This is a genomic window from Pediococcus pentosaceus, from assembly GCF_001437285.1.
Classification (GTDB): Bacteria; Bacillota; Bacilli; order Lactobacillales; family Lactobacillaceae; genus Pediococcus; species Pediococcus pentosaceus.
In genome coordinates this window covers 261016-282528 of record NZ_JQBF01000001.1, presented here as the reverse complement: position 1 = coordinate 282528, position 21513 = coordinate 261016, and the positions used below count along the sequence as shown (strand labels likewise).

Here is a 21513-nt window from a genome sequence, read left to right as displayed (position 1 = left end):
TTCTCTCCCATGACTTATATATCAAGATCTAATTCGACTGGACAATGATCGGAACCAAAAATTTCAGTATGAATCTGAGCGTCAGTTAATTTTTGATCCAACACCTTTGAACTAACAAAGTAGTCAATCCGCCATCCAGCATTATTAGCACGCGCATTAAATCGATAACTCCACCAAGAATAGACTCCTTCTTTTGAGGGGTAGAAGTATCGGTATGTATCTGTAAAGCCACTATTTAATAACTGTGTAAATTTATTGCGTTCCTCATCCGTAAATCCTGCATTTTTATGATTAGTTTTATCATTCTTTAAATCAATCTCTTGGTGAGCCACGTTTAAATCTCCACAGAAAATAACGGGTTTATGCTGATTTAACTGGTCTATGTATGCTCTAAATGCATCGTCCCAAGCCATTCGATATTCTAGTCTCTTTAATTTTGGCTGTGAATTTGGTGTATAACAAGTAATTACGTAAAATTTTTCAAATTCTAAAGTAATTACACGGCCTTCTTGATCATGTTTCTCAATTCCAAGTCCATATCTTACAGTAAGAGGCTTTTTTTTAGTAAAAATTGCCGTTCCAGAATATCCTTTTTTCTCCGCATAATTCCAATATTGATAGTAGTGAGGCAATTCTAATTCAATTTGCCCCTCTTGCAACTTTGTTTCCTGGATACAAAATATATCTGCATCTAGTTCCTTAAAAACATCCAGAAATCCATGCTTAACCGCTGCACGCAATCCATTTACATTCCATGAAATAAGCTTCAAAATGACTTCCTCCAGTGCTTATGTAATTACTTTTATTATCGCATATTTCGCCATATAAATGGACCTTTTAGGATGGTCTTAGCTATAGCAAGATTCGTTAATTTAAGTTATATTTAAAATATTCATTATTTTTAATATAGAAGGAGCTTTTATCATTGGTTAATTTGAAGAAACATTGGAAAAAATCCCTTTTAACTTTTATTTTAGTTGAGTTAATTATGCTTGGTTCAGTAACAGCATTTTCAGGAGGGGCCTGGCATTTTAATATTATCGGTAAACGCGCTTTTATTTTTGAAATATTAAGTAGTTTAAAACCGATTATGGAGAATTTAGTATTATTAATACTCGCTCAAAAAATCATCGACGGCGTCAATCCTAAACAGCTTCAACATAGGTGGTTTCAAATTCTATTTTATTCCTTTGGCATTTCCTTATTTAGTTGGGGTATTTTTGCTGTTAAATTTAATATCTATGATTTTTTTAAATCAATATTTCCAATAATTTTTCAGACCAATAAAATGGCTACTACAGTAATAGTGATGCTTTTTATTGGGTATTTATTATCCCGCACTAATACCTTACTTCTTGAATTCGACAAGAAAATAAAATATATCATTCTTTTAGCATTATCAATTATCCCAACTATCCTCTGGTCTTTAAAATTATCTGGTAAATCTAACTTCTTCTTCGGAACCGTTTTATGGGGTGTCTTTCTACTATTATTAGCAAGAAATTTACCACAAAGCATGCCAAAAATAATTAATAAAAATATAATATGGGGGGGAGTAGTTACAATATTAGTTGGAAGTGGTCTACTTTATTTCTTAGACTTGTTGAACAACAAAATATTACTGCTTAACTCTACTGACGTTCTCGCTAATCGACTATCCTTCTTAACTTCTAATACCGTTTCATTCATGATTGCATTATGTCTTTTTATCTTATTGAAAAATAAACACTTAATTCGTAGTATCTCTTGGGACCTACTTTTTGGAGCAGTACTATTTTCATCTCATTTTTTATTTGCTATTCCCTTATGGCGGAATATTTGGAGGACCAATTTTTGGCTTGATCAAACTTCGCCTAGACTTTTGGTATCCTTATTAACTTCGACAATTATTACTTCATTTATACTCATTGCACTTGAATTACTAAGAAAGTATTCCATGAAACAATTATCATTAGCTTCGCCTAGAAAGGCAACCGCTCTACTAAGCGCTCTAGGCTTAGCTCTGGTAGCAAATTTTGCCCTAGTAAATTCTAATAGTTTATTTATTTTACAAGACGCTTTTTCAGCTATTAAATCTTCCCAACTTATGTTGCTAAATGTTTTGTTATTCTTCGCATTAATCATGATTATTTTTGCAATTTTTAATAGGGTTTTATTAACAAGCATGATTATTTTAGCATTTTTAGTTGCATTTACCTTTGCTAATGTTCAAAAAATAATTTCTAGAAATGAACCTATTATTCCGGTTGACATCACTAGTAATATCCAGAACATGAATGCAATACTTAAACTAGTAAATATTTGGTTAGTAGTATTTTTATTAATTTTGCTACTAATAATGATTATATTAAGTTTAATTATAGAGAAAAAATTAAAATTTAATTCTATTTTTAACTGGTTTAGTCGCTTTTCTATTATATTGGTTTGCTCAATATTAATTGGTATTTTCCTTCGAGAATTACCTTCTGTACCTAGTTCAAGTGTAACTTGGAAAAAAGAGGATTATACGTTCTTTAATAAAATGATGATTAACGAGCTTAATTACTCCTATCATCCAGAAAGTATAAAAACTGATTTCAAACTGAATGGGAGCGCCGTTGCACTAGCAAGTAGAATCATCGTTCCTATCATGGATAAACCTGCTAATTATTCTAAACAAACTATTAACCAAATAGCTGAAGATTTAGGAAAGCAAGCTGATTCTATTAATAAAACCCGTGACCGTAATATTAAAAACGATACTGTTATCTATGTTTTGAGTGAAAGTTTCTCAAATCCTCAACGCGTTCCAGGAGTAGAAATGAAAAATCCGATTCCTGAAACTACCCAACTAAAAAAACAAACTACTTCTGGTTTAATGGATAGCTATGGCTATGGAGGCGGTACAGCTGATATTGAATATGAGGCACTTACTGGTCTTTCACTAAATAACTTTGCACCAACTTTATCAACACCCTATGTTGAGTTAATCCCCAAGCTTAGCTATCAGCCTTCTGTGCTAGATATATTTAAAAACAAAAATGCAATTCATCCTTTTCAACCTGATCTCTACAATAGAGTTAATGTATTTAAGAAATTAGGCTTTGATAAATTTTATAACACTTCTGCTCCTAACAAGGTTAAATATACAAAAACTATTGACGGAAAGAATGCTACTGGTAATAGGGTTAGCCAAAATTCTAAGTATATATCTGATAAATCGGCTTACAAAGAAGTTAAGCGCGTCATGAATATGAATAAAGGCGGCCAATTCATTCAATTATCAACTATGCAAAATCACATGCCTTATGTTGCTGGGCAATACGGAAAAGGCAATCCATTTGCTATAACTGGTGATCTATCTGATGCTAGTCAGGGTCGATTGAGAACCTACTCATACGAAATCAACCAAACCGATAAAGCTTTAAAAAACTTAATTTCAATAGCAGATAATTCTAAGAAAGACGTAACAATTGTCTTCTACGGTGATCATCTACCTGGCCTTTATGAATGGGCTCAAAATAACGATCAAAAAATGAATCAATATGATTCAATGCTACATCAGACAGACTATTTCATTTACTCTAACCATTCTAATAAAAAGGTCCAAAAATCCGTTGCTGCACCATATATGTTTACACCTATGATGCTAGAACAAACTAACTCCAAAGTTTCACCATACTACGCATTACTGACCCAGTGTATGAAGGAACTGCCTGCTGGTGAACGTAATAAGTACATGTTAGCTAACGGTACAGAGATTTATGAAAAGAACCTTACAAATAAACAAAAGAAATTATTACACGAATACCGTTTGATTCAGTACGATATAACTGCTGGAAAACACTATTTAAAGAAGGGGTCTAACTTTTTCACAGTAAAATAATATACCATCTAAACGCACAGTAAAGTTACTGTGCGTTTTTATATCAAAAGTTATCTTCTTTAGTTACTAAAAAACGCTATAATTAAATAAAAAAGGACGGTGTTTTTAATGAAAATTAGCGTTGACTTAATTAATGGCTACTTACCAGATCAATTTGGTAAGCATGCTCCCAAAGCATATACATCCCATGATTTTCCAACTCGCTCATTCCCTATCAATATTAGTGATATTCCGATTGGAACTAAAGCATTAGCATTAACTTTAATCGACTATGATGCTGTTCCTGTGGCTGGTTTCCCTTGGATTCATTGGATTGCTACTGATATTGATGCAACTAATTATATCCCTGAAAATATTAGTATTTTAAATACAGGTATCGTGCAAGGTAAAAATAGTTCTGTTTCTAAATATATTGATTTTCATGACCCAGCAATCGAGGCCCGTTACCTAGGTCCTAAACCTCCTGCTGATCACGACTATACTCTGACGGTCTATGCCTTAAAAGAAAAGACTGGTTTAAAACCAGGATTTTATCTTAATGATTTAATGCGCCAAACCAAAGAACGAACAATTAAAAAAGCAACACTTGAGATCCCATCGCGAGGTTAAAAATAAGCTGCTACCAAAGGAAATAAAATCTTTGATAACAGCTTATTTTTTTGTCTTAATATTAAGGAATATTTTCCTATTTTGTATAGAAAACACTTGTTACAACGCCTTTTTAATTACTAAATAAAAATGAACGATTTACCTGTCTGAATAGACGTATAAAAGCATAAAATACTATTGAAATCCGGCTTAACATAGCTATCCACAGCATCATTACACTAACTTTTTTAGGCGTATACGTTACTTCCATAACATTTTTACCAATCTTTCCTTTAACCTTAGGAACCTTAATTATACCTCCCGAAGATCTAGGGATTACTGGTAAGCCGTTTAATTTAAAATGATTATTTTTATAATATGCAACTGGTGGATTATCATAAGTTCCATTGCCCTTCCATGTCACAATAATCTTATGTTGCGCTACTTCCTTTTTATAATTTTTATTTTTGGTCGGTTGGATAATTTTATTGTTATAATCCCAGTATACAGAATTATCTATGCTATGATTAGCAGGCATATAATCCGAAGTTGACTTAGTAATATAATTAATATCCTGTTCATTTAAAGGCTGCTTCATCAAATAAGTAATATGTTTTAAAGTTTTAGGATCACGTCCAATATATGGTATAGTAGTCGATTTTGAAACTAATACATTGTGGCTTGCACTCCGATTATAGCGAAAATTAGAGCGCATATTTACTACTAAGAAAAGTAACAACACTAGGATTAGTCCATTCCTAATTTGTTTGATAAAGAAATTTGTACACTCAAAATCACCAATGCTGGCAACTGTAATTAATGCTAACACTGTGGCTGGGCCTACTAAACGTGCTGGAAATTGTAGTAAACTACTAAAAACAGCACTATCATGCATGATAGTAGGCCAATCAATAATAATAGTTGTTGAACACAAAAATAATGTTAATGATAAAAACCCTGTAATCTTCATAGCTAGAGATATCTTTTTAAAGAAGAACAATAAAGTTGAAGAAACGGCTAAAATAAAAAACAAGTTAACCCATTTTCCAGAAAATATTTGTAAAATATTATAAATACCCTTGCCATCGACAAAATCAAACTTAACGATAGGCACTATATAGTTACCATTATATAATTCGAACATTCCCGCTACTACATTTAATGATAAGCTTATACAAAGCAAAACTGCGTAAATACCATTTTTAAGTAATTTTTTTCTAGAAGCTCTATTAATTATTAAGGCAATAATAGCATAGATAACTAACAAGAATACTGATTGAATAGCAGTTGCTAGGTGTGTTTGTACCACTACTGCCATAATAGTACCTAGTTGAACCCAATTGATAGGTTCATCTTTATTATTAACCATCCGCATGCCGCACCCGACTACCAAAGGAATAAGCATTGCACCAATACTGGTAAAGTTCTGTGCCGCATCCCATCTAATTACAGCTGGACTAAATGCGTACATAATACAAACCAATTGGATCATGAATTGATTTTTTACCTTTCCCATTTTAAGGGCATAATTCATAGATAACCCTGATAAAATAAAAAATAAAAAACGCGTTACAATTTCAAATTTATAAAAACTCCCGCAAATAAGCAATATTCCACCAAAAATATATGTGATTAACGGACTATATACTGATGTGACCATTCGACCTGAGTTAGAGAACCCATATAATTGAATAAAGTAGGAAAAATTATGATTTTTTATCTGCATAGCAGTATCATATATCCGGTTAAAATGAAATAATCCATCTGCACCAATAATCGTAATATGATGGTGTATCTGAGGGATCGTTATGAATATACCTATGACTAATATAATTATAAGATACCAGTGCGTCTTAATTTTTTTATTTAGAGCAACCATATATTTTCTCCCCACTAAACCTTTAATATATTTTTATACACGCAACGATATTAACAATACCAGAATATCCGTCATAATGTAAAATGATATTTTAAATTCATAAATTATATTATTTAATCAATAGAACTTATTAAATTTTTAGTAAACAAAAAACATCAGCAACCACTCCAAGTGGCTGCTGATGTTTTTTATAATTGTGACTTTTAAATTATATTTTTAGATAAATTGGATCAATGTCATTACGATTGGTACAACGACAATGAATAAAATCGTACTAGTTGTAACCAAGTTGGTAGCGTACTTAACATCACCATGTGCTTCATTAGCTAAGATTGGCATAACAGCTAATCCAGGTGCAGCTGCTTGAACGATTAAAGTTTGCATTTCCATCGTTGGTAAGCTGTGACCTGTATGTGCTCCTAATAAGATCAACCCTGTAATTACAAGTGGTGAAAGAACGAAACGACCAATCAAGGCAAAGATTGTATCACGATCAAAATGAATACTCTTCAAACCTGCATCGTATAATACGATACCGATATAGATTAATGATAATGGTGTAACCAAGTTACCTACGTAACTCAATGTGTTACCAGCCCAACCTGGAACAGGTAAGCCAAGTACTAGCCAAACGATAGCTACTAGGAAACCAAGTAATGGAGGTGGAAGAAGTTTCTTCCAGTTTATCTTACGGCCAGTAGACTTGTCGTCAGCTTTCTTAGTTGGATCATCATTAGCAATCAAGAAGACCCCGAAGGCCCATGTTGAAACTGTATTTGTTACATAATAAACCAAGAAGTAGGCCAAACTCTTTGTACCAAATAAAGCAATATTCAAAGGTAATCCGATAAAGATGGTATTAGCATTAACTACCGTGTTCATAAATAGTCCACGACGACCTGGACGCACCTTTAATAATTTAACCGTAATCCAAGCAATGATGTAACCAATAATTACTCCTCCAAATGAATAAATCAATCCACTTGAAAGACCAATCAACTTAGGTAATGTTAGATATTTCATTACTGACATGAAAATTGAAGCTGGTAAAGCCACATTCATAATTAATTTTGAAATACTACCACTAAATTGGTCGTCAAACCAACCCATTCCTCGTAACCCAAAACCGAGGCCCATCATTAAAAGAATCGTAACAATACTTCCAACAGACGTAATAAACGCAGTCATTTTCTCACACTCTCTTCTTTTCACAAAACCGAAACGCTCGAATTCACCAACGTCCTCTCCACAGTTTTGCTTCTCTTATTTTAATTCTCTCTTTGCTTTCTCCGATTGTCCTGATTTTAGTATTCAGGATTCCAACGTGTATCTTCAACTGCTTGATCAACATTATCAATCTTTTCTTTTGTAAGTCCTTGATCAACAGCACTTTGAGCAATTGCCTTAGCAACAGTATTAGAGAAATCGCTCAATTTTGAAACAGGAGGTAATACAGCAGCTCCTGGTTGGTCAACATCCACGATACCACCTAATGAATGAGCAGCTTTAGAAATCATTGTGTCATTCAATACCTTAGCAGTCGAAGCAATCACACCTAAACCTAAACCAGGGTAAACTAAAGCATTATTAGCTTGACCAATTTGGTAAGTTACACCGTTGTATTCAATATCTCCCACTGGAATACCAGTAGCGATTAATGCGCGGCCATCAGTCCACTTAAGTAAATCTTCAGCTTTAGCTTCAGCTAACTTAGTAGGATTTGATAGTGGGAAGATAATTGGACGTTCTGTATGAGCTGCCATTTCACGTACAACTTCTTCTGTAAATGAACCTGGTTGAGTAGAAGTACCCACCATAATTGTTGGGTGAACTGCTTTAACAACTGATAATAGATCAGTTAGTTCATCAGCATTATCAAATTCACTTCGTTTGCGAGCAAATGGTTTTTGTTCTGGTGTCAATGTTTCATCGTCATCGAACAATAGTCCTTGCTTGTCTACCATGTAGAAGTGCTTCTTAGCTTCTTCTTCTGATAAACCATTTTCAATCATTTCTTCGTAGATTCGTCCTAAAATACCGGCTCCGGCTGTACCTGCACCAAAGCTTAAGTAAACTTGGTCTGTAATCTTTTGCTTAGAAATGTTTAATGCTCCAAGGATACCAGCTAATGTGATAATTCCTGTTCCTTGAATATCATCATTGAAGATTACATAACGATCTTTGTACTTATTCAAAATGTTAGCTGCATTATCACGACCAAAGTCTTCGAAATGCAAGTACATGTTAGGGAATAAGTTTTCAGCTGTTTCAACAAACTTATCAACAAAATCGTAGTAACGATCACCTTTAATCCGTTCGTGACGGTTACCTAAATACATTGGGTTCTTCAATAAATCTTGGTTGTTAGTACCGACATCTAGAACAACAGGCAATACTTGGCTTGGGTCGATACCAGCAGCAGCTGTATAAACCATCAATTTACCAACAGAGATATCAACACCGTTAGTACCCCAGTCACCAATACCTAAGATACCTTCTGCATCAGTAACAACAATCAAACGAATATCGCGTCCAGCAGCTGAATTTTTCAAAGCTTCTTCCATCATATCTGGATCATCGATTGATAGGAATGTTGCATTTTGTGATTGTACATATAATTCACTATAGTTTTCAATCGTATCTGCGATGGTTGGATCGTAAACGATTGGCATAAATTCAACAACGTGTTGACTAAATAACTTGTAGAATAACACGCGGTTTTCGTTGAAGATTTGCATCAAGAACAAACGCTTTTCAAGGTCATTAGCCTTGGTTTGAAATTGTGCATAAACTTGTTCAACTTGTTCATCGATTGTTTGGATGTATGGTGGAATTAAACCATTCAATCCTAATTGGTCACGTTCTTCTTTAGTGAACGCCGTTCCTTTATTTAAATATGGATTATTAAGAATACTCATTGCTTTTTCAGTCATTTTTCTTCCTCCAGTTCTTATTTACTGTGTAAGTCTAATCCCTCGTAAAAACTATAGTCAAATTTGTTATTAGTTATAAATATTTTTTATATTAATTCTAAAAATGCTGTTATAATAGTATTTCGGAGGTGCAATATGAACATTAAAGATTTGAATTATTTTCATGAACTCGTAAAAAATAAAAATTTTTCTTCAGTTGCCGAAATTTTTCATGTTAGCCAACCGACAATTAGTATGTCAGTTCGCCGATTAGAAGAAGAGTTTAATACCACCCTTTTCACTCGCGACCAAGGACGTCACCACTTAAATGTCACTTTGAGCGGTCAACAACTAGATGAACATGTTAATGCGATTTTGGATCATATCGCCATTGCGCAAAATAGTATCAACAATATTAATACCAACAAACTCATTTTGGGATTACCCCCTATTATGACCAAATACTTTTTTCCAAAAATCGCTAAACAGCTTACCGAACAAAATCTATTAAAAGCGATTGTTCCCGTAGAAAAAGGATCAGCTGAGTTAGAAAAAATGCTGTTAAATGGAACTTTGGATATGTCATTAATGGGATCAGTTCAAAATGAACATCATCGAAATTTAGCCTACCAACACTTGGGAAAAGACCATTTTACCGCTATCGTTGGTAACCAATCACCTTTCTTTAAACGTGAAAAGATTTGGTTTTCTGAATTAAAGAATGAAAAATTTCTTACTTTTGATAGTAACTTCGTTCATTCTGAAGCCTTAAAAAATTTTAGTAAAATTACAAACTTTCGACCTAATATCGTCTATCAAAGTAACGACGCTCAGGTCATTCAAGAAATGGTTGCTCAAAATGTTGGAGTCGGATTTATCGCCAATTCAGCACTCACTACCCGCCCAGATATTAAAGCATTGCCTTTTTATGATGAAGACCAACCTTTCTTCTATATGAATTTGGTCCAACGTAAAGACCGGATTCTAAGTCCCAATCAACAAAAGATTGCCGATTTAATTTATGGAAATTCGCTAATGAAATAAAAAAGTTTGATACTTGATTAAAAATCGCGTATCAAACTTTTTTTGAATCTACTTTAGAAACGTGCATATCCTAAAGCATGTTGCGCAGCTAAATTAATTAAACTCCATTGTCGGTCGTAGCCTGGTTGGAAGAAGAAATCTGCTTCAGCCAAGTCTTCTACCGTCAATCGGTGTTCCACTGCCAAAGCTAAAACATTTCCTTGTGCCGTCATGTCAGCGGTCGAAAGTACCGCGCCGCCTAAAACAATGTGGGTATGGGGATCAAACGTGATATCAACATCAACGCGCACATTTCCTTCCGCCTTGGGAACATACGCGGGGCGAATATGATCTACGTAATGTGAGTTAACAATTTCAACATTAGAACGTTCTGCTGTAAATTCATTTACACCGGTCGAAGCAAAATGTTCGTCAAACACATGTAAGGCTGATGAACCAACAACTCCCTTAAAAATTTGAGTTGGTTTCTTTTCAAAAATATGGTTCACAACATATTGAGCTTCTCGACGGGCGGTTGTAGCTAGGGCAATCGGCGATGGTTTTCCGGCTGGAATCGATAATGGTAAGATCGCATCTCCAATGGCGAATACGTCTGGCACATTGGTCCTCAAGTATCCATCTACATTGATGAATCCTCGATCAGTCAAGTCCACAACGCCCTTAAGCCATTCTGTATTAGGTTGGACACCCGCAGCTTGAATTACCAAATCTGCAGGATAACTTCCCTTTTTAGTTTCTACACTGGCAACTTTATCATCGCCTTTAAATGCAGTGATACTTTGGCTCATTTCTACTTGAATACCATTGTCAGTTAATGTTTTATCAATAATTTCCGTCATTTCATGGTTTAGGTAATTTCCGAGGGGACGGTCGATGAAATCGAATAAGGTGACGTGTTTACCTTTCTTAGCAAATACTTCAGCTGCTTCAATTCCAATATATCCTGAACCAATTACGGCTACGTTTTTAATGCTATCATCAGTCAAGGCAGCTTTAATCTTAGTTGCCCAGTCATAACCACGCATTAAATAAACATTTTTAAGATCTGTGCCTGGTACCGGTAGATTCTTAGGTGTTACTCCTGAACTAAGAATTAATTTATCATAAGCTACTTGTTCTTCTGAACCTGCTTTCAGGTCTTTAACTGTCACCTGTTTTTGATCAACATCAATTGCTGTAACTTGATGATTGTTATAAATCTTTCCACCTTTAGAAGTGATATCCTCTGGCCGGAAATTTCTTACGTCATTAACGTCTGTAACTTGGTCTTCTAAATAAAGTTGCATCCCACACGACATAAACGATACGAAATCTCCCATTTCATAGATTGTAACATCGACATTATCGTATTTATCTAATAGCTCAATCGCCGATTCGTGCCCTCCATGTGATGCCCCAACAATGATAACTTTCACTTTATCCATCTGTATTGTCCCCCTATTTCTTAATATTACGTCTACAGTCTAACTCTTTTTGTGAACCGCTTACAATTAAAACGCTTATAAACTACAAATAAAAAAAGCCATTAACCTATCTCTGTAGTGACTTCCAATAGCTAGATTTTTGGTCTAACTTTTTGGTGCTCTAGCATCTTTGTTAATGACTTTTGATTCAGTTATTAAAATTTAAACCACGCATCGATTTGACGGTATTCTTGATCGCTTAGTTCGATTGCGGTAGCTTTAACGTTACTTTTTACCTGTTCTGCTTTACGAGCTCCTGGAATTACAACGCCGAGGTTGGGGTTCTTTAGATACCATGCCAACACTACTTGAGCTACCGTTGCATCTTTACTTTCAGCAATTCCACGTACTTTCTCAACGGCATCGATGATTCGATCAAATTCCGCTTGGGAATATTGGTTGAACTTTCCGCTATCTGTCTTAGCATATTTACCAGTCAAAATTCCAGAAGCTAATGGAAAGTATGGAACAAAAGTAATATTATGCTCATTTAAATATGGAATTAATTCTTTTTCAGCATCACGATGCACAAGACTGTAATGATCCTCGACAACGTCGATAACATCATCAGCATTGGCCTCTTTAATTTGCTCTAAACTAAAGTTAGAAACTCCAATGGCTTTGATCTTACCCACATCCCGTGCCTTAACTAAAGCTTCAATTGCTTCTGCTTTGTTAGTGGTTTCGTCTGGAAAGTGGATATAAAAAATATCAATATAATCGGTTTTTAATCGTTTCAAGGCATGATCAATTTGTTGAGTTAAAAATTCCGGATTATTGTTAGGTTTATAATCATGGTTTACGTCCTGAGCTGCCTTAGTTGCAATCGTTATATTACTACGGTCATAATCTTTAATTACATCACCAATGATTTCTTCTGAACGACCATACCCGTATGCATAAGCTGTATCTAACAACTTAATGTTGCTATCCAAAGCGGTTCTAACTACTTCGTAACCATCTTGATCTTCTAATCCTTCAAACAAGTTATGTCCACCAACTTTATTGGTCCCTAATCCTAAAGTTGTAGTTTCAACTGCACTTTTACCAATTTTGATTTGATTTAACATTGTACTTTCCTCCTATCATCTAAACATGGTTAGAATAACAGAAATCGATTTTACAAACTAACAATATGCGACAAATTATAGTTTATCTACTGTGTCCATTAATGATGCAATCGATGCATCCTCAGACTTACGATCAATCTTAATCACGTTCCAACCAGCATCTTGGGCAGGTTTCAAATCTTTAACTTCATCTACGGCAACATGAACATGTTTCTCTACATCATTGCCGAGTTGATCATTAACATAGTCAAAGAATTTTTGATTAGGCTTATATGTCTGAACATCTTCTGCCGTAATAATCATATCAAATTCATGATCTAGATTAATCACATTACTTTGAATTAAATCTCTAGAATGGTTCGTCATTAATACTGTTTCATAGCCCTTAGCTTTAATTTGATAAAGCGCAGTCGGTGCATCAGGGAAAGGCTTCATCACGGTATGAGCAATCAAAACATCACTAAAGTCACTAGGGTCAACTTTAAATCCTAACTCATCTGCCGTTTGATTGAGGGCTTCTTCCATTAACTTAGAGTATTTTACAAACTCATCAGCTTTCATCAAAGCTAATTCTTTTTCAACGTAAGTGTTACGAACTAAATTATCGTCAATATTATAACGTTCACCTAATCGACCAATTGCTCTGTAAAAAACTTCTGTATCAAATAAAGTATCAAATCCTGCAAAGCTAACTACTTTTTTCATTATTGAAACACCATCCTAAATCTATTTCCTTCTATTATACCGTTTTTATTTATCAAATAAATTTGAACATTTTCAGCTTCTTCGTATGATACTATAGAAATAACTACGTTTGAATAAGGTGTGAAACAAATGCATTTGAAAATTGAAGATACTCGATTATCTACTTTACTAAACTCTATTTTTATTGGAATTTTGATTGGTTTAATTGTCAGCACATTTAGACTAGCAATCGAACATCTTCTAGAAATTTCACAATCAATTTATCGACTAGCCAGTTCCAGTTGGCATTGGTTGGCCCTGATTGTAGTAATTAATATTATTTTAGCAGTGTTGGTAGGATTGTTAGTTAAAACTTCTCCCCAAATATCTGGCTCAGGAATTCCTCAAATTGAAGGACAATTATCTGGTGAATATGAAGAAAAATGGTGGCCAGTACTTTGGAAAAAGTTTACTGGTGGGATTTTAGCAATCGGATCTGGCTTGATGCTAGGGCGTGAAGGCCCTTCTATTCAGTTAGGAGCGGTAGTAGGTCAAGGTTGGAGTGAAACCCTCCACTATAGTGGTTCTCAACGTCGCGTTTTAATCGCTGGTGGAGCCGCAGCTGGCCTTTCAGCTGCTTTTAATGCTCCTATTGCTAGTACTCTATTCGTTTTGGAAGAAATCTACCATAACTTTTCTCCGTTGGTTTGGATTAGTGCCCTTACCAGCGCCGTTGTGTCAAACTTTGTTTCTCTTAACTTTTTTGGTTTAACTCCAGTTTTAGCGATTAGATATCCTCATTCTTTGCCTCTTGGGCTTTACTGGCACCTAATTGCCTTGGGAATTTTACTGGGCCTTTTTGGACGACTATATCAGCTTTGTACATTAAATCTAAAAAAATGGTATCAAAAAATTAGCTTTTTACCACGTTGGCTCCATAGTTTAGTGCCTTTTATAACGATTATTCCCATCGGAATTTTATGGCCATCATATTTAGGTGGTGGAAATTCCATCATTACTGCAATTGCTAACAAAAATCCGATTTTTATGACGCTTTTCACCCTATTAATTATTCGATTCATTTTTTCCATGGTATCTTATGGGTCTGGATTACCCGGAGGAATTTTTCTTCCAATCCTAACCCTGGGTGCTATATTTGGGGCTTTGTACGTTAGTATCATGGCTAATCTTAATCTAATTGATATCCATTACTTACCCAACTTTGTGATTTATGCCATGGCTGGCTACTTTGCCGCCATTGGTAAAGCGCCATTTACTGCAATTCTACTGATTACTGAAATGGTTGGTTCGCTACAACATTTAATGCCACTAGCCGTTGTGGCGCTTACCGCCTACATTGTATTAGATTTACTCGGCGGTGAACCAATTTATGAATCTTTACTTCATCAATTAGTTCCAACTATTACTGCTACTCCTAGTGGGCCTCAAGACCGAGTAGAAATTCCAATTGTCGAAGGTTCTAAGCTGGATGGTTTAGCAGTCCGCAATATTTCTTGGCCCAAAGAAAGTTTATTAATTAGCATTCGTCGCGGCTCTAATTCAATTATTCCAAGTGGTGATTCAGTAATTAAACCTGGTGATACGTTGATTGTTACTACTCATCGGGAAAATCGTAAAAAAATCGCTGCCCATTTTGCAAAAATAAACTAAACCACTAAAGAAGCATCCAACAGCACTTAGCGTGCTGCTTGATGCTTCTTTTTATAGTGAGTTTACAACCAGTTCCTTTATTTTCACCAAATAATGATTGAATCATTAATTAATAGCACTTTTTTGTCAATTATCCGCATCAAAATCCCCTATAACAGTCACTTCGAATCATAAAATGATATTAACTTTCAAATAGTAAAACATTTTTTTAAAAAATGATAAATATTAGACAATATTTCACAAGCGTTTTTGTTTTTTAATTATTAAAAACGATTTATAATTAACAACGAGATCTTTAGAAAGCGCTTTCTTGAATCTTAACAAATTAAAAAAACGGAGGTACGGACATGGCAGACAAATATATTCTTGCCATCGACGAAGGGACGACTAGTACTCGTACAATCATCTTTGATCATGCTGGAAATAAAATGGCAGATGCTCAAAGAGAATTTCCACAGTACTTTCCGAAACCTGGATGGGTAGAACATAATGCCAACGAAATATGGAATGCCGTATTGTCGACCATTGCTAATGCATTTATCGAGTCAGGAATTAAGCCCAACCAAATTAGTGGAATTGGTATTACCAATCAACGAGAAACTACCGTGATTTGGGATAAAAAGACCGGGCTTCCCATTTATAACGCTGTAGTGTGGCAATCTCGACAGACAGCAGAAATTGCTGAACAACTCGTAAAAGATGGGTATGGCGACATGATTCACCAAAAAACGGGACTAGTTACAGACGCTTACTTCTCGGCAACCAAAATTCGCTGGATTCTTGACCACGTTGATGGCGCACAAGCACGCGCCGAACGCGGCGAGCTGTTGTTTGGAACCATTGATACATGGCTAATGTGGAAATTAACGGATGGTGATGTGCACGTCACTGACTATTCCAACGCTAGCCGCACCATGTTGTATAACATTCACAAATTAGAATGGGACAAAGAAATTCTCGCTTTACTTAATATCCCTGCTTCAATGCTTCCGGAAGTTAAACCTAACTCTACCATTTACGGTAAAACCAAAGATTACCACTTTTATGGTAGCGAAGTTCCCATCTCTGGAATGGCTGGCGATCAACAAGCGGCCTTATTTGGCCAATTAGCTTTCGAACCCGGAATGGTCAAAAATACCTACGGGACTGGTGCATTTACCGTAATGAACACAGGTGAAAAACCGCAATTATCTGATAATAATTTATTAACCACCATTGGTTACGGTATTAATGGCAAAGTCTATTACGCACTAGAAGGTAGTATTTTTGTGGCTGGTTCGGCAATTCAATGGCTTCGTGATGGAATGAAACTGTTTAAAAAGGCTTCTGAATCAGAGGCAGCCGCTGTTGCTTCTCAAAATGATAATGAAGTCTATGTTGTACCAGCTTTTACCGGACTGGGTGCTCCGTACTGGGATCCTAATGCTCGAGGTTCAGTTTTTGGAATCACTCGTGGAACTACCCGTGAAGATTTCATTAAAGCTACCCTTCAATCCCTTGCATACCAATCTCGTGACGTTATTGACACTATGAAAAAGGATTCGGGAATTGATATTCCTTCCATTCGTGTCGATGGTGGCGCTTCTAATAATGATTACTTGATGCAATTCCAATCTGATATTTTAGGAATTGAAATTGATCGTGCTAGTGATCTCGAAACCACCGCTCTAGGCGCCGCATTTCTTGCGGGATTAGCAGTTGGATTCTGGAAAGACCTTGAAGATTTAAAGAAAGAATATAAGCCAGGGAAGGTATTCAAACCAAAGATGTCAACTGATGAGCGTGAAGACTTATACACAGGTTGGCAAGAAGCGGTTGCAGCAACTCGTCAATTTAAACATCGACCACGACAATCAAAATAACTTAGGAGGCTTATTTCATGTCATTCTCATTAATTAGTAGAAAACAAGATATCGAAAGATTGAAAAATGAAACGCTCGACTTACTTACCATCGGTGGTGGAATCACCGGCGCAGGTGTTGCTATTCAAGCAAGCGCCATGGGTATGAACAACGCCCTAATTGAAATGCAAGATTTCGCTGAAGGAACATCTTCTCGTTCAACCAAGTTAGTTCATGGTGGAATTCGTTATCTTAAAAACTTCGATGTCGAGGTAGTTTCTGATACCGTTAAAGAACGCGCGGTTGTTCAAGGAATTGCCCCTCATATTCCTCGCCCTGATCCAATGCTTCTTCCAATTTATGACGAACCTGGATCAACCTTTGATATGTTTTCAGTTAAAATTGCAATGAATTTGTACGATCAACTTGCTGGTGTTACAGATCCTAAATACACCAACTACACTATTTCAAAAGACGAGGTTCTTCAACGTGAGCCTCAACTTAATCCGGAAGGTCTTTTGGGTGGTGGTGTTTACCTTGATTTTCGTAATAATGATGCTCGTTTAGTGATTGAAAACATCAAAAAAGCTCATGAAAATGGTGGCTTAATGGTCAGTCATATCAAAGCTCAACACATTCTGCATGATGAAAATGGTCGTGTAAATGGTGTTAACGTTAAAGATCTCTTGACTGGTGAAGAATTTGATATTCACGCTAAATTGGTAATCAACACAACGGGTCCTTGGTCGGACTTTATTCGTGAAATGGATGATAAAGAAGAAGTTGTTCCACAGATGCGCCCTACTAAAGGGGTGCACTTGGTTGTTGATCGCTCACGTCTAAACGTCCCTCAGCCAACTTACTTTGACTCTGGCAAACAAGATGGTCGTATGATTTTCGCAATTCCTCGCGAAGGAAAGACCTATTTTGGAACCACCGATACAGATTACAAAGGCGACTTCTTGCATCCACGAGTTGAGCAAGAGGACGTCGATTACTTGTTAAGTATCATTAATAAACATTATCCAGAAGCTAAGATTACGATTGATGATATTGAAGCTAGTTGGGCAGGTTTACGTCCTCTAATTTCTTCCAATGGTAGCTCAGACTACAATGGTGGTAATTCCGGAAAAATTACTTCGGATAGCTTTGATGAAGTCATTGATATTGTAAATAAGTATGAAAATAAAGAAGCTGATCGAGTTGACGTTGAAGATGTCCTTAATAATCTAGAAAGCACCCTCTCAGAAAAAAATCCTTCTGCTGTATCTCGTGGTAGCGCCCTCGACGTTGCAAACGATGGGCTAATCACCCTTGCAGGTGGAAAGATTACCGATTATCGTAAAATGGCTGCTGGAGCCATTGCTTTAATCACCAAAGTTCTCAAAGAAGACTTCAACGAAACATTCAACGAAATTGATTCTAAGCATCTCCAAGTTTCTGGTGGTGATATCGATCCTAATAACGTCGACGCTACCCTTTCATTCTTCGCTAAACAAGGAATTGAAAGTGGTCTATCAAAAGCTGAGGCTGAACAAATAGCTAACCTATTTGGATCAAATGCTGCTCGTGTATTTAGCCAGATTGGTAAAATTGAAGCAGCACCTGGGCTAACACTTGCTGAGACAATTAGTCTACATTATTCAATGAATGAAGAAATGACGCTGACACCCGTTGACTACTTGCTCCGCCGTACCAATCACCTTCTTTTCCACCACGATACAATTGATGATGTTAAAAAGGGTGTTATTAATGAAATGGCTCGTTACTTCGAATGGTCTGACGAAGAGCGTGAAGCTCAAGCGAAGAAACTCCAAGAAACAATCGATGAAGCTAGCCTTACTTACCTAAAATAGGAGGAACCTTTTCATGGATAATAGTTTATCGCTTCAACTACTGGGGGAGTTTATTGGAACATTTGTACTAGTTTTACTTGGTGACGGTGTTGTGGCTGGAGTTAGCCTTAGAAAGTCAAAAGCTGAAGGCTCTGGTTGGATCGCCATTACTTTAGGCTGGGGATTAGCTGTTACATTAGGGGTTTATGCATCCTCTTTTCTCAGCCCTGCCCATTTAAATCCTGCAGTTTCAGTCGGAATGGCAATTGCCGGTAAATTTCCTTGGTCAAGCGTTATTCCTTATAGCATTGCTCAAATTTTAGGTGGTTTAGTTGGCGGGATTGTCGTTTGGATTCATTATTACCCACATTGGAAAGAAACCAAAGATAAAGATGCTATTCTTGGTACCTTTGCTACAGAACCTGCTATTCGCAATTACAGCATGAACTTTATTAGTGAAGTTGTTGGTACAGCAGTACTTATTTTCGGTTTATTAGCCTTTACTCGGGGACAATTCACTCAGGGTCTTAATCCAATCGCTGTTGGGGTTCTCATTACAGCAATCGGACTTTCACTTGGTGGAACTACCGGTTACGCCATCAATCCTGCGCGGGACTTAGGTCCTCGTCTCGCACATGCGATGCTTCCAATCGCTAACAAAGGCGGCTCAGATTGGGCCTATAGTTGGGTTCCTATTTTGGGACCAGTTGTTGGTGCCATTCTAGGAGCAATTTGCTTCAATTTGATCCCTTAACAATTAACACTTTATAATTCATGCACCCTTTTTACCCTTTATGCTTAATATTAAAGCAGCAAAACACCGGAATTTAAATTCCGGTGTTTTTATTTTTTAATATATTAAAACTTGTGCTACTAGGATTCCTCCGCCAAATACTAATAAGAAGACCACCACAGGCCATACAAATCTTAACCAGTGTGAATACTGCATGTCTAACATTTGCAACGTCGCCATTACTAATCCAGTTGGTGCTAAGAATAACATTGCATATTGACCGAATTGGTATGCTGTTACTACCACAAATCTTGGTATTTCAACTGTATCAGCCAAAGGGGCCAAAATCGGCATCGATAAGACTGCTAATCCAGAAGAAGACGGAACAATGAATCCCAATACAAAATAAATCAATAACATCACAATAATAAATATTGGACCACTCATGTTAGCTACTAGAGCTGAAGAGAAATCTAGAATTGTATCAGAGATCATCCCCTCGTTTAAAATAAGGTTAATTCCACGTGCTAGCCCAATAATCAAAGAAACTCCTACCAAACTAGATGCTCCATTAACAAACGCATCTACGACGCCTTTTTCACCAATACCATTTGCTCCTGTACCAGTCAGAAACATGATAATAATCGCAAATGCTAAGAACGAAGACGCCATGGTTGGAAACCACCATCCCTGTGTCATTACCCCCCACACCATCAGTGGAAATCCGGCAACGAATAACAATAAAATAATTTTCTTCCGTTTAGTAAAACTTGCCTCACTGTCATCAGTACTTTCAACCGACCACTTACTATTGAACGTGTTACGATCTTCATACGAATATGAAAACTGGGGATTGTTCTTAACTTTTCGACTATACCAGTATAAATAACCTACAACAAAAATAGCTGCCACTATGCATCCAAACACACGCCATCCAATTCCTTCTGTAAAATTAATTCCCGCCGCATTCGATGCAATTACGACTGAAAACGGATTAATCGTTGAAAATGCTGTTCCAATCGAACTTGCTAAAAAGATTGCTCCTACACATACTATGGAATCATATCCCATTGCAATGAATACCGGCACTAAAATTGGATAAAAAGCTACGGCCTCTTCTTCAATCCCACACAACGTTCCACCTAATATCATCAAAATTGCTACCAAAAAAATTAATAAAAATTCATGACCTTTAGTTTTCTTGGTTAACGCAACCAGTCCTGATTCAAATGCTCCACTAGCCCTAACAACCCCAATTAACCCGCCTAAGACAAAGATGAATACCATAATGTCTACAGCTTCAATTGTTCCACGTACCATACTCGTAGTCACTTTAGTAATACTAGCTGGATGTTGCTTCAAACGCTGATATGTATTGGGAATCGAAATTTCTTGCGTAATCCCTCCTGAAGTAAATTTTTTTATATCAATCTTAACTCCCAACTTATTTAATTCCTTTTGAGTGGCAGGCACCTTATGAACCTCGCCCCCAGGATCTTTAACCTGCAAACTTGAAGTAGTCTGATTATAGGCTAACTTAGCATAACTACCAGAAGGGACTGTCCATGTCGCAATAACTGCTACAATTGTTAAAATAAATAAAATTACAAAGGCCCCGGGCATTTTTAACTTAAAACGTCTTTTGGCTTTACTGGTCATTTTTATCACCTCATATTTTATGTGGATATAAAATATGGCCTTAAGCGTCAGACACCATTTTGGAAGTTAAACTTTCTATACTTAAAACGCTTCAGGCCATATATTAAAATTTCTTGAAACTTATATTTTTTCAATCTACTACTTTAAATTATTTACTTAATTAAAAATGATTTTTAAATATGATCTCTTTGAGCCTATACAAATTTTTTGTTGTTTAATGGATGTGAGAAATATACAAATCTCCGACACACTCTGTTATCAAAGCTTGT

Annotated in this window: 15 protein-coding genes; 7 read left to right on the top strand and 8 right to left on the bottom strand. The window is 36.1% G+C overall.

Features of this window, described 5'->3' with window-relative positions; genetic code table 11:
• Positions 1–14: 14 nt before the first annotated feature.
• Positions 15–770, bottom strand: a complete 756-nt coding sequence (locus IV86_RS01330; protein WP_002832964.1) for an exodeoxyribonuclease III — start codon at positions 768–770, stop codon at positions 15–17.
• 155 nt (positions 771–925) lie between these two features.
• On the opposite strand from IV86_RS01330, the gene IV86_RS01325 reads away from it, so the two are divergent.
• The gene (locus IV86_RS01325) at positions 926–3865 is read left to right on the top strand and encodes an LTA synthase family protein (RefSeq protein ID WP_029258147.1); all 2940 of its coding nucleotides are present in this window, start codon (positions 926–928) and stop codon (positions 3863–3865) included.
• A gap of 108 nt (positions 3866–3973) precedes the next feature.
• Positions 3974–4474: a YbhB/YbcL family Raf kinase inhibitor-like protein gene (locus tag IV86_RS01320; RefSeq protein ID WP_056979305.1), complete on the top strand. Its 501-nt coding sequence runs from the start codon at positions 3974–3976 to the stop codon at positions 4472–4474.
• 112 nt (positions 4475–4586) lie between these two features.
• On the opposite strand, the gene IV86_RS01315 is transcribed toward IV86_RS01320, so the two are convergent.
• The 3 genes from IV86_RS01315 to IV86_RS01305 all read right to left on the bottom strand — a co-directional run bounded on the left by IV86_RS01315 (position 4587) and on the right by IV86_RS01305 (position 9265).
• Positions 4587–6332 (bottom strand): hypothetical protein, encoded by a 1746-nt coding sequence (locus IV86_RS01315; protein WP_056979304.1) that lies wholly within the window; start codon positions 6330–6332, stop codon positions 4587–4589.
• Positions 6333–6548: 216 nt separating this feature from the next.
• Positions 6549–7520, bottom strand: a complete 972-nt coding sequence (locus tag IV86_RS01310) for an AEC family transporter (RefSeq protein WP_002832960.1) — start codon at positions 7518–7520, stop codon at positions 6549–6551.
• 116 nt (positions 7521–7636) lie between these two features.
• Positions 7637–9265, bottom strand: coding sequence for a malolactic enzyme (locus IV86_RS01305; protein WP_002832959.1), 1629 nt, complete (start codon positions 9263–9265; stop codon positions 7637–7639).
• Between the two features lie 135 nt (positions 9266–9400).
• On the opposite strand from IV86_RS01305, the gene IV86_RS01300 reads away from it, so the two are divergent.
• A complete protein-coding gene (locus IV86_RS01300) occupies positions 9401–10288 on the top strand; it encodes a LysR family transcriptional regulator (protein WP_002832958.1) in 888 nt (295 codons plus the stop codon).
• 53 nt (positions 10289–10341) lie between these two features.
• Here IV86_RS01300 and IV86_RS01295 read toward each other — a convergent pair whose 3' ends face one another.
• The 3 genes from IV86_RS01295 to IV86_RS01285 form a co-directional block, all read right to left on the bottom strand.
• A complete protein-coding gene (locus IV86_RS01295) occupies positions 10342–11712 on the bottom strand; it encodes an FAD-dependent oxidoreductase (RefSeq protein WP_002832957.1) in 1371 nt (456 codons plus the stop codon).
• Between the two features lie 194 nt (positions 11713–11906).
• Positions 11907–12821: an aldo/keto reductase gene (locus IV86_RS01290; protein ID WP_002832956.1), complete on the bottom strand. Its 915-nt coding sequence runs from the start codon at positions 12819–12821 to the stop codon at positions 11907–11909.
• A gap of 75 nt (positions 12822–12896) precedes the next feature.
• On the bottom strand, positions 12897–13526 hold the full coding sequence (locus IV86_RS01285; protein ID WP_002832955.1) for an HAD-IA family hydrolase: 630 nt from the start codon (positions 13524–13526) through the stop codon (positions 12897–12899).
• A 129-nt stretch (positions 13527–13655) separates the two neighbouring features.
• Between IV86_RS01285 and IV86_RS01280 the strand changes: the two genes are divergently transcribed.
• From IV86_RS01280 to IV86_RS01265, 4 genes are all read left to right on the top strand, one after another.
• Entirely contained in the window at positions 13656–15176 is a 1521-nt protein-coding gene (locus IV86_RS01280) for a ClC family H(+)/Cl(-) exchange transporter (protein ID WP_056979303.1), read from the top strand.
• Positions 15177–15523: 347 nt separating this feature from the next.
• Entirely contained in the window at positions 15524–17038 is a 1515-nt protein-coding gene (glpK, locus tag IV86_RS01275) for a glycerol kinase GlpK (RefSeq protein ID WP_002832953.1), read from the top strand.
• Positions 17039–17055: 17 nt separating this feature from the next.
• Positions 17056–18873 carry a type 1 glycerol-3-phosphate oxidase gene (gene glpO, locus IV86_RS01270; protein WP_002832952.1) on the top strand — a complete coding sequence of 606 codons (1818 nt, stop codon included), beginning with the start codon at positions 17056–17058 and terminating at the stop codon, positions 18871–18873.
• A gap of 13 nt (positions 18874–18886) precedes the next feature.
• Positions 18887–19606 carry an MIP/aquaporin family protein gene (locus tag IV86_RS01265; protein ID WP_002832951.1) on the top strand — a complete coding sequence of 240 codons (720 nt, stop codon included), beginning with the start codon at positions 18887–18889 and terminating at the stop codon, positions 19604–19606.
• Between the two features lie 96 nt (positions 19607–19702).
• Here the strand turns inward: IV86_RS01265 and IV86_RS01260 are convergent, their stop codons facing one another.
• Positions 19703–21244 carry a YfcC family protein gene (locus IV86_RS01260; protein WP_002832950.1) on the bottom strand — a complete coding sequence of 514 codons (1542 nt, stop codon included), beginning with the start codon at positions 21242–21244 and terminating at the stop codon, positions 19703–19705.
• Positions 21245–21513: the final 269 nt, after the last annotated feature.

Excerpts from the sequence above, each read along its gene's own strand:
- IV86_RS01320 (WP_056979305.1), top strand. The coding sequence starts at position 3,974 with ATGAAAATTAGCGTTGACTTAATTAATGGCTACTTACCAGATCAATTT.
- IV86_RS01315 (WP_056979304.1), bottom strand. The coding sequence starts at position 6,332 with ATGGTTGCTCTAAATAAAAAAATTAAGACGCACTGGTATCTTATAATT.
- IV86_RS01310 (WP_002832960.1), bottom strand. The coding sequence starts at position 7,520 with ATGACTGCGTTTATTACGTCTGTTGGAAGTATTGTTACGATTCTTTTA.
- IV86_RS01305 (WP_002832959.1), bottom strand. The coding sequence starts at position 9,265 with ATGACTGAAAAAGCAATGAGTATTCTTAATAATCCATATTTAAATAAA.
- IV86_RS01300 (WP_002832958.1), top strand. The coding sequence starts at position 9,401 with ATGAACATTAAAGATTTGAATTATTTTCATGAACTCGTAAAAAATAAA.
- IV86_RS01295 (WP_002832957.1), bottom strand. The coding sequence starts at position 11,712 with ATGGATAAAGTGAAAGTTATCATTGTTGGGGCATCACATGGAGGGCAC.
- IV86_RS01290 (WP_002832956.1), bottom strand. The coding sequence starts at position 12,821 with ATGTTAAATCAAATCAAAATTGGTAAAAGTGCAGTTGAAACTACAACT.
- IV86_RS01285 (WP_002832955.1), bottom strand. The coding sequence starts at position 13,526 with ATGAAAAAAGTAGTTAGCTTTGCAGGATTTGATACTTTATTTGATACA.
- IV86_RS01280 (WP_056979303.1), top strand. The coding sequence starts at position 13,656 with ATGCATTTGAAAATTGAAGATACTCGATTATCTACTTTACTAAACTCT.
- glpK (WP_002832953.1), top strand. The coding sequence starts at position 15,524 with ATGGCAGACAAATATATTCTTGCCATCGACGAAGGGACGACTAGTACT.
- glpO (WP_002832952.1), top strand. The coding sequence starts at position 17,056 with ATGTCATTCTCATTAATTAGTAGAAAACAAGATATCGAAAGATTGAAA.
- IV86_RS01265 (WP_002832951.1), top strand. The coding sequence starts at position 18,887 with ATGGATAATAGTTTATCGCTTCAACTACTGGGGGAGTTTATTGGAACA.
- IV86_RS01260 (WP_002832950.1), bottom strand. The coding sequence starts at position 21,244 with ATGACCAGTAAAGCCAAAAGACGTTTTAAGTTAAAAATGCCCGGGGCC.